The organism is Kitasatospora sp. NPDC058965 (assembly GCF_042741245.1).
Taxonomy (GTDB): domain Bacteria; phylum Actinomycetota; class Actinomycetes; order Streptomycetales; family Streptomycetaceae; genus Kitasatospora.
Genome location: NZ_JBHYKG010000311.1, coordinates 1 through 9,826, shown reverse-complemented (window position 1 = coordinate 9,826; position 9,826 = coordinate 1). Strand labels below are relative to the sequence as shown.

Genomic DNA, 9,826 nt, shown 5'->3' with positions numbered 1-9,826 from the left:
CCAGGGCGACCACCGAGAGCTGGCCCAGCGGGATGGTCCCGAACGCGAAGAAGTCGTCGATCGACGAGACCCGGGAGAGCAGTTCGCGCGGGATCCGGGTCTGCAGGGTGGTGTCGTAGAGCACCGACATCACCGCCGATCCGCTCCCGGCCAGGAAGACCGCCGCGCCGAGCCACCCCACCCCCGCCCCGGTCCCGAGCAGGACGAGCGGCAGTCCGGCGGGGACCAGCCCGCACAGCCCCACCAGCAGCGGCCGACCCGCCGTCCACCGCAGCATCAGCAGGCTGAACAGCAGCAGCCCGCCGGCCCGGACCCCCTGCACCGCGCCCCACGCGGGCGCCCCGATCCCGTGCCGGGCCAGGGTCGGCCCGAGCACCTGCCAGATGCCCATCTGCACCGCGTTCAGCACCGCGCAACTGCAGCTCACCGTCCACAGCCAGGGCAACGAGCGGAAGTACCCCCACCCCTCGCGCAGGTCGCGCGGCAGGCTGCCCCGCGCCCCGGTCGGCCGGGCGGGCAGGCGCACCGGCAGCAGGCAGAGCGCGGCCACCAGGAAGCTGGCCGCGTCCAGCGCGATCCCCCAACCGCCGCCGACGGTGGCCGCCAGCACGCCGGCCACGGCGGGCCCGACCAGCCGGGAGCCGTTGCGCACCGCGCCCAGCAGGGAGTTGGCCCGCTGCACCGCCGCGGCCGGCACCAGATCGGGCACGATGCCGCGCAGCGCGGGGGTGGTCAGCGCGTCCAGCGCACCGTTCAGGACCGCCGGCGGGAGCAGCAGCCACAGCGGCGCGCCGGTCAGCACCACGGCCGCGACCCCCGCCTGGCCCAGCCCCGCGCCGGCGTTGGACACCCGGAGCACCACCTCGCGCCGGTACCGGTCGGCCAGCCCGCCGCCCACGACCAGCAGTGCGACCATCGGCACCATCTCCGCGGCCAGCACGTACCCCAGCCAGTGCGGGTCGTCGGTGCGCCCGAGCACCGCGAAGGCCAGCGCCACCGGGGTCATCGCGCTGCCGAACCGGGAGACGGACTGCCCCGCGAAGAACCATCTGAACTGCCGCTCGCGCAGCGGCCCGGGGGTGGTGGGGGGCGGGAGCGCGTCGGCGGGAGGCACGAGGGGCGAGTCTGCCACCCGCCGCCCGGCGTCCGCAGCCGGATTTCCGGCCGGCCGGGCCCGCGTCGCCGGCCGGCCGGGCCCGGGTTCAGTAGCGCAGCACCGCCGCGATCGACTGGCGCTCGGCCAGCGTGCCGTCCGGCACGAAGCTCACCTCGCCGCCGGCCTGCAGGGTGCGCTCGACCACCTCGTCCACCACGTCCTCGCGGACCTCGCCGTCGGCGCCGGCCGTCCGGGCCGCCGGCGCCAGGTGGCCGTCGGAGACCACCACGGTGGCGCGGAAGTCCTCCTCCACCACCAGCTCCGCGACCCGGCCCGCGCCGACCGCCTCCCAGACCTCGTCCAGACCGGCGGCCAGCACCTTGCGCCCGGCCGCCTCGTCCAGCCGGGTGAGGACCGCCTCCTGACGCTGCGTCGCGTACGCCGCCCGGGCCGGCTCCAGCACCGGGGCGAGCGCACTGGCCGGCCCGTCGCCCAGCCCGCCCTTCTCCAGCCGGCCGGCCAGCGCCGAACGGGTGGTCAGCAGCGAGTCGAACAGGCTGACCGCCGCCGGCACCCCGACCAGGTAGACCGGGCGCGGGTCCCGCTTGAGCAGCCCGGTCAGCGCCGTGTCCACGTCGCGGAAGAACGTCCGGGTCTCCTCGGCGCGGTAGACGCTGGGCGTGTCGCCGATCTGCTCCTCGCGCTGCGGGTCGAACTTCTCGGGGTTGGCCGGCAGCTGCGGGAACCCGGCCAGCCGCGCCTGGGCCAGCTCCGGGCCGGTCCCGCTCCACAGCCGCACCTGGTGGGCCGCCAGCGTGAGCACCCAGTAGGGGGAGTGCACCGCACGGGCGGCGACCAGGTTGCGGGTCAGGAAGGTGTCCGAGAGCACCACCCGGCCCGGCACGGTGCGCGGGATCGACCAGACCTGGTGCTCGCCGGGCGCGGCGAACAGCAGCAGCCCGTCCAGCGCGTGCCGCAGGTCCACCTCGGCCGCCGCCTGGTCCAGCTGGGCCAGCACGTCGAGCCGGTCGGCGCGGGCCAGCGACTCGTCCGACTCGATCCGCCGGCGCGCCTCGCCGAGCAGGTTCTTCAGCCAGAGCGCGTCCTGCTCGTTCTCCGGCTCGCGCCGGTGGGTGGGCACGGCCACCGTGACGGCGGGCAGCGGGCGCGGGGCGGCCAGTTCGGCCAGCGCGGCGGGGGTGAGGTCGGTGACGTCCATGCAGGGTCCTCCTGGCGGTGCGGGTTCCGCTCCCACCCTCACCGGGCCGGCCGCCGCGCGCATCCCGAGCCGCCACCCGGACGGCGGCCGGTCGGCCCGGTCCGGAGCGCCGCCGGTCCCGGCCCCGGCCCTGCGTCAACGCCGATTGACGATGCGCCGGGGACGGGTCGTACGCCCACTACAGTGCCGGGCATGACTGTGACCGACGCGCGCCTCAGCCTGCGCGACCTCGCCCCCGACAGCTACCGGCAGCTGCTCCAGCTGGCCGGGACGGCCGAGCGGGCGGCGCTGGAGTCCGGGCTGGAACTGCCGCTGCTGGAGCTGGTGCGGATCCGCACCTCGCAGCTGAACGGCTGCGCCTTCTGCCTGGACCTGCACACCCGGGACGCCCGCCGGGCCGGTGAGACCGAGCAGCGGCTGTACGGCCTGAGCGCCTGGCGCGACAGCCCGCTGTTCGGCGCCCGCGAGCGCGCCGCCCTCTCGCTGGCCGAGTCGATCACCCTGCTGCCCCGGGCCGGCCTGCCGGACCAGGTGTACCGGGAGGCCGTCGAGGAGTTCGGCGAGGCTCAGCTGGCCCTGCTGATCTGGGTCACCACCGTGGTCAACGCGTTCAACCGGCTCTCCGTCAGCCAGCGGCTGGCGCCGACGGGCTGACGGGGGAACGGGGGAACGGGGGAACGGGGTAACGGGGGAACGGAGCAGGGCCGCGACGGTCCCCATCGAACCGTCGCGGCCCCTTCCCCAGCCGGTGGGCTACCGCTCCCCTTCAGTGGCCCCCGGGGTCATTTTCAGCAGGCGCCCTGGTCCGACCAGACCGCCCAGGAGGCGGGCGCCCCCGGCGTGGCACCGGTGGAGTACCAGGTCGACTTCCACTTGTGGCCGCCGTAGCTCACCACGTCGCCCGGCGCGTAGGAGGAGGTGGCGCTCCAGGCGGGCACGCCCGCGCAGCCGCCGCCACCGCCGCCACCGCTGACGGTCCAGGTGAAGCTGGTCGAGCCGGTGGCGCTGCCCGAGTCGGCGGTGACCGTGACGTTCGAGGTGCCCGCCGCGCTCGGGGTGCCGCTGATCAGGCCGGTGCCGGCGTCGATGCTCAGGCCGGCCGGCAGGCCGGTGGCCGAGTAGGTCAGCGCCTTGTTCAGCGTGTCGCTGGCCGAGACCTGCAGCGAGGCCGCGGTGCCCACCGTACCGGTCTGGTTGCCCGGGTTGGTCACGGTCACCGAGTCGGCGGGCGGCGCGGTGCGGATCGCCCAGGCGAAGGTGGCCGAGCCGGTCGCGGTGCCCGAACTGGCGGTCACCGTGGCCGTGTACTGCGCCGAGGTGGTCGGGGTGCCGGAGATCAGGCCGCTGGCGGCGTTGATCGACAGGCCCGCCGGCAGGCCGGTGGCCGAGTAGGTCAGCGTCTTGCCGGCCGAGTCGGTGGCCGTGACCGGCACCCGGATGGGCGTGCCGACGGTGTCGATCCGGGTCCCCGGGTTGGTCACCGTCACGGTCTCGCTGCTGGAGCTGCCGGGCAGGAAGCCCGAGACGCCGATCGGCGTGCCCCAGCCGGTCGGGCCGTCGTACCCCGCACCGGCGTTGCAGAAGTACGCGACCGAGCAGCTGCCGTTGTTGCCGACGGTCACGTCGTTGAAGCTGCTGGTGTGGTTGTACGGGTACTGGTTGGCCCGGTCGCCCGCGTTCGGCGCGCCGGCCAGGGCCCAGATCGAGGCGATGATCGGCGAGGAGGCCGAGGTGCCGCCGTAGACCGCCCAGCCGTTGCCGCCGTAGGTCTGGTAGACCGCGACGCCGGTGGCCGGGTCGGCGACCGCGGAGACGTCCGTCTCCATCCGCTTCGCGCAGCCGGTGTCGTGCTGCCAGCTGGGCTTGGCGATGTACGCCGAGCAGCCGGAGCCGGTGCCCTCGGAGGCGCTGGTGTTCCACACCGACTCGCTCCACCCGCGGGCGCTGGAGTCGCGCTTGAGCGCCGTGCCGCCGACCGCCGTCACGTACTGCGAGGTGGCCGGGAAGGAGGCGCCGGTGTTGGAGTCCCCGGCGCTGGCGGTGATCGCCACGCCCGGGTGGTTGAAGTACTGGGCGTCGGCCGAGCCGGTGCTGGAGTCCTCGGCGCCGCCGTAGCTGTTGGAGACGAACTTGGCGCCCTGGGCCACCGCCTGGTTGACGGCGGCACCGAGGTCGCCCATGTTCGCCGAGGCCGCCTCGACCAGCAGGATGTGGCAGTTGGGGCAGACCGCGCTGACCATGTCGACGTCGAGCGAGATCTCGCCGGCCCAGCCGCTGTCCGCGGTCGGGTAGTTGGAGCCGCCGTTCTCGTCGATCTTCCTGAAGCAGCCGTTCGCGGTGGTGCAGGCCGGCAGGCCGTACTGCGAGCGGTAGGACGCGAGGTCGGACTCGGCGTTCGGGTCGTCCATCGCGTCCACGATCGCCACCGTCTGACCGGAGCCGCCGGCCGACGGCAGCTGGTAGGCGGCGGCCAGGTCGGTCGGACCGTAACCGGACGGGGCGGCGTTCGGGGTCAGCGCGGCCGCGTGCAGGTCGGTGCGCTTGAGGGCCAGACAGGCGAACTCGCCGGGGTGACTGGGTGCGGCGCAGGAGCGGGCCACGGAGATGCCGCCCGGGGTCGTGGCGGCAGCGGCCGGGCCGGCGAGGGCGCCGCCGAGGGCGGTGACGAGCAGGCCGACGGTGGCGAGCGGAGCGAGGAGTGCGGACCGTCCAGGGTGTCCAGAATGGAGCATGGCCACTCGGACTCCTTTCCGACTTGGCCCCGGTGGGGGGCGGACCAAGGAGCTCGGCCGGGCGGGGTCGCCCGCGAGCAACGGACCGGCGGGATGTCGGGGTGTGGGGGTCGCATCCCGCCGTCGTCCAGCAGTGCAGCATTGACCGCAAAACGTAGCCGCACAGCCCCATACGGTCAATGAATCGAAGTCAGATACCCACCCTTGCCCTTGACTTGCAATGTCCAGGGTGGACCCTTGTCATGGCCCGCCGGCATCCCCGGGCAGCCCGGCCGCCGCCGTCAGACCGGCCCGGTCGCGCACCCCGTAGCGGCGGAACAGCCGGGTCAGGCTGCCCTCCACCGACTTGACCGAGACGTGCAGGGCGGCGGCGATCTGCCGGTTGGTGGCACCGGCCCGCACCTGCTGGACGATCTGGCGCTCCAGCTCGCTCGGTTCGGTCGCGGGCGCGTCCAGCCGGGCCAGCCGGCGCCGGGTGTGCGCCAGCCAGGGCAGGCAGTGCGCGGCGGCGAACGCCTCGGCGGCGGCCAGCAGTTCGCCGCGGGCCGCGGCGCGGCGCCGGGCCCGGCGCTCCAGCTCGCCCAGGGTCAGCTGGGCCCGGGCGAGCTCCAGCGGGTACGGGTGGGTGGACGGCAGCACGGCCCGCAACCGGTCGGCCGCACCGCGCGGATCGCCCGCTACCGCCGCCAGCACCGCCTCGGCCCGGTCCAGTCCCAGCGCCACCACCTGCCGGTCCAGCCTGGCCACCTCCCGCCGCGCCTCGCCCAGCACCCGGCGGGCCGCGCCCGGCTCCCCCGCCCAGGCCAGCGCCTCCGCCAGGTCGGCGTCCACCAGGAACAGCGCCGGGTCGGTGTATCCCAGGCCGCGCAGCAACTCGCGGCAGCCGCCCAGGTGTTCGGCGGCCTGCTGGTGGCGCTGGGCGAGCAGGTCGCAGCGCCCGCGCAGGCCCAGCGCATAGCCCGACCACTCGGCGTCGCCGGCTGCCCGGCCGCTGCTCAGCGCCGCGTCCGCCAGTTCCGCGGCCCGTTCGACGCGGCCGCCGTTCAACTCGGCGGCCGCGCTCAGCACCAGCCCGGAGGTCGGGGTCGGGCCCAGCTCGCGGCGCAGCCGACCGCCCAGCAGCCCTGCCTGGTGGGCCTGTTCGCACCGACCGGCGCGCTCGTGCACCGAGGCCACCAGGTGCAGCACGTGGCCCAGGTCGGTCAGCCGGCCGGCCCCCTCCACGTCGGCGCGCAGTTCGTTGACCGCCTCGATCGCCTCCGCCACCTCACCGCGGCGCAGCAGTTGGACCACCAGGCAGCAGCGGATCTGCACCAGCGCGGCGGTCAGCCCGCCGGAGCCGGCGGCCAGCACGGTGGCCCGGCGCAGCGCCGGGAGCACCCGCTCGGGGTGCAGCTGGATGTCGATCGGGGTGCGCAACGCGATCACCTCGATCTGCTGGTCCACCTCCCCCACCCGCTCCGCCTCGGCCAGCGCGGCCAGCCCGGCGCCGGTCCGGCCGGTGCTCAGCGCGTGCTCGCCACGGGCCAGTTGGACCGCCGCGCGGAGCCTGGGATCGGTGCCGGCGTCCCGCCAGGCGGCATCCAGCAGGGCCGGCACGCCGGACCGGTCGCTGCCGGCCAGCTCGATCAGCAGCAGCCGGGCGCCCACCCTGCTGGCCGGACCGCCGCCGAGCAGCACCGCCCGGCAGTCCTGCCGGGCCGGCTCGGCCTGCCCGGCGTCGTGCGCGTGCCGGGCCGCCGCCAGCCGGCGTTCGGCAGCCAGCGCCGGATCGTCCGGGGTGCGGTCGGCGGCCAGCCGGGAGAGCTCGGCGGCCCGCGCCGGGGCCCCGCGGTGCACCGCGATCCGGGCCGCCTCGGCCAACTCGGCGGCGAGCTCGGCGTGGCGGGCGGGGTTGGCCAGCGCGCGGTGCCGGGCCCGCTCCAACGGATCGTCCAGCACCTCGGCCAGGCGCGCGTGGCAGGCCCGCCGCTGCTCCTCCCCCGCGTCGGCGTACACGATCTCGCGCAACAGCGGGTGGGCGAAGCGCAGTTCCGACCCGGCACCGCCGGTGACCACGCCGGCGGACCGGGCCACCGCCAGCGCCCGCTCGCGCTCCGCCGGGTGCGGCAGGTACGGCCGGGCCACGGCGGCCAGGAACAGCAGCGCCTCGACGGCCTCGGCCGGCAGCACCGCCAGCCGGTCGGCGAGCAGTTCGCGCAGCCGGCGCGGCACCGGCAACGGCTGCTCCTCACCGAGCGGTTGGTCACACCGCCGGGCGGCCCGGGCCAACTCCAGGGCGTAGAAGGGGTTGCCGCCGCTGGCGATGCCGATCCGCCCGGAGAGCTGCTCCCCGAGGCCCGGGCCGAACCGGTCCCGGAGCAGCGTCCCGATCACCTCGGACGGCAGCGGGGCGACCACCAGCTCGGTGCGCGGCTCGGGCAACAGCTCGGCGCACCGGCTCTCCTCGCCGTCCGCCACCCGCTCGGCGGCGGCCACCCGCACCCGCTCCCCACCCAGCCGGCGCGCCGCGAAGGCGAGCACCTCACCACTGGCCGGGTCCAGACAGTGCACGTCGTCCAGCACCAGCAGCACCGGCTGCCGCTCGGCCAGCGCCCGCAGCAGTTCCAGCACCGCGACCCGGATCGCCAGTTGGTCGGTCACCCGGCCGTCCCCCGGCGCCCGCAGCAGCACCGCGTCCAGCACGGCGCGCAGGTGCGGGGCGATCAGCTCCCGCTCCGCCGCGGCCAGGTGACGGGCGAACAGGTCGTACAGTGCCAGGTGCGGCAGCGCCGCCTCGCCGGCCGACGAGTTGGCCCGCAGCACCAGGGCCCCCGACTGGGCCGCCTCCACCGCCAACTGATCGAGGACCACGGACTTGCCGATCCCGGCCGGCCCGGTCAGCAGCAGCCCGCCGCCGCCGTCCGCCAGCGCGGCCCGGCACCGGTCGAGCAGCTCCGCCCGGCCCAGCAGCGCCATCTCCTCCGCCATGCCGAGAGTCTCCCCCGACAACGCGCAATGGTCTAGTCCTTACCGGAGCCCGGGCGGTCGTCGATCCCCGGGGCCCGCCGCCCGGCAGAGTCCGCCGCCCCCTTGCTGTTAGGGGGCCGGTAGGGGTACAGCGCGCGCGGTGCGGCCCATACCGTCGAATTCACCTGAGGAATCTCCGATATTGGATCCTGGAGCAAGCATGACGGATCTCTCCCAGCCGGTGGAGACGACCGCGGCCGACACGCCGCGTCCGTTTCCGTTCACTCGGGGCTGCCCGTTCAGCCCGCCGGCCGAATACGCCGAACTGCGCGAGACCGAGCCGGTCTCCAAGGTGACGGTCAGTGTCAATGGCCGCGAGGCCTGGCTGCTCACCAAGTACGAGGACGTCCGCAAGGTGCTCGGCGACCGGACGATGAGCTCCGACATGCGCCTGGACGGCCACCCGATCCAGCTGCAGATCCCGGTCGAGCTGATCAAGATGGCGCCGCCGTCCCTCTTCAACATGGACCCGCCGGTCCACACCGCCCAGCGCCGTCTGCTGATGCCGGAGTTCACGGTCAAGCGGATCGAGTCGCTGCGCCCGCGGTTCCAGGAGATCGTGGACGAGTACCTCGACAAGCTGGTCGAGGCGGGCAAGGACGGCAACCCGGTCGACCTGGTGAAGGCGCTGGCCAACCCGGTGCCCTCGCTGATCCTCTGCGAGATGCTCGGGGTTCCGTTCGAGGACCACGACTTCTTCCGCAACTGGATCCAGAGCCTGCTCTCCAGCGCGACCACGCCGGAGCAGCAGGGCATCGCCAGCATGGAGATGGGCGCCTACCTGGAGAAGCTCATCAACGGCAAGCGGGAGAACCCGGGCGAGGACATCATCTCCCGGATGCTGTCCCGCAACGCCGAGGAGCACCTGGTCGAGGACCAGGACATCTCGATGCTGACCCGCGGTCTGATCGCGGCCGGCCACACCACCACCGCCAGCATGATCGCGATGGGCGTCATCGCGCTGCTGCGCCACCCGGAGCAGCTGGCCGAGCTGAAGGCCGACTTCTCGCTGATGCCGCAGGCCGTCGAGGAGCTGCTGCGCTACTACAGCGTCTCCGACTCGGTCACCCAGCGGGTGGCGATGGAGGACCTGGAGATCGGCGGCGTGCTGATCAAGGCCGGTGAGGGCATCATCGCCTCCACCAACGCGGCCGACCACGACCCGGAGGTGTTCGAGGAGCCGAACACCCTCAACATCCACCGCAAGCCGAACGGCCACGTGGCCTTCGGCTACGGCATCCACCAGTGCGGCGGCCAGTCGCTGGCCCGGATGGAGCTGGAGGTCGTCTACACCTCCCTCTTCAAGCGGATCCCCGACCTGCGCCTGGCGGTCCCGGCCGAGGAGCTGGTCTTCCGCACCGAGTCGCTGATCTACGGCGTGCTGGAGCTGCCGGTCACCTGGTAGGTCCGACCGGACACTTCGAAGGAGTTCAACCATGCTCATCTCTGTGGAGAAGGACCTCTGCGTCGGGGCGGGCGCCTGCGTGCTCTCGGCCGGCGAGGTCTTCGACCAGGACGACGACGGCATCGTGGTGCTGCTCACCGAGCGCCCCGAGGACGCCGACCACGAGGCCGTGCGCGACGCGGTGGCGGCCTGCCCGGCCGCCGCACTGAAGATCATCGAGGACTGACCCCGGGTCAGCCCGGTTGCCGTGGGCCGCCCCCGGGAGTTCGCGCGGGGGGCCGCGGATATAACACCCCCCGAAAACGACCCGCGGGTGGCACCCCCCCCCTCCGTGGGTTGGGGCCCGATTTTGCAGCCAAACAAGG

At 74.5% G+C, this 9,826-nt stretch carries 7 protein-coding genes; 3 read left to right on the top strand and 4 right to left on the bottom strand.

What is annotated here, in order from left to right:
* A partial coding sequence (locus ACFW1A_RS33655; RefSeq protein WP_380415809.1) for an MFS transporter occupies positions 1-1,114 on the bottom strand: 1,114 nt, incomplete at its 3' end.
* Between the two features lie 88 nt (positions 1,115-1,202).
* Entirely contained in the window at positions 1,203-2,315 is a 1,113-nt protein-coding gene (locus ACFW1A_RS33650) for a chemotaxis protein (protein WP_380415807.1), read from the bottom strand.
* A gap of 192 nt (positions 2,316-2,507) precedes the next feature.
* On the opposite strand from ACFW1A_RS33650, the gene ACFW1A_RS33645 reads away from it, so the two are divergent.
* Positions 2,508-2,969 carry a carboxymuconolactone decarboxylase family protein gene (locus ACFW1A_RS33645; RefSeq protein WP_380415803.1) on the top strand — a complete coding sequence of 154 codons (462 nt, stop codon included), beginning with the start codon at positions 2,508-2,510 and terminating at the stop codon, positions 2,967-2,969.
* A gap of 134 nt (positions 2,970-3,103) precedes the next feature.
* On the opposite strand, the gene ACFW1A_RS33640 is transcribed toward ACFW1A_RS33645, so the two are convergent.
* Entirely contained in the window at positions 3,104-5,047 is a 1,944-nt protein-coding gene (locus ACFW1A_RS33640; protein WP_380415801.1) for a putative Ig domain-containing protein, read from the bottom strand.
* Positions 5,048-5,287: 240 nt separating this feature from the next.
* Entirely contained in the window at positions 5,288-8,017 is a 2,730-nt protein-coding gene (locus ACFW1A_RS33635) for an ATP-binding protein (protein ID WP_380415797.1), read from the bottom strand.
* A 199-nt stretch (positions 8,018-8,216) separates the two neighbouring features.
* On the opposite strand from ACFW1A_RS33635, the gene ACFW1A_RS33630 reads away from it, so the two are divergent.
* Positions 8,217-9,461 (top strand): cytochrome P450, encoded by a 1,245-nt coding sequence (locus ACFW1A_RS33630; RefSeq protein WP_380415793.1) that lies wholly within the window; start codon positions 8,217-8,219, stop codon positions 9,459-9,461.
* A gap of 31 nt (positions 9,462-9,492) precedes the next feature.
* Positions 9,493-9,687 carry a ferredoxin gene (locus ACFW1A_RS33625; RefSeq protein ID WP_380415791.1) on the top strand — a complete coding sequence of 65 codons (195 nt, stop codon included), beginning with the start codon at positions 9,493-9,495 and terminating at the stop codon, positions 9,685-9,687.
* The last annotated feature ends 139 nt before the right edge of the window (positions 9,688-9,826 follow it).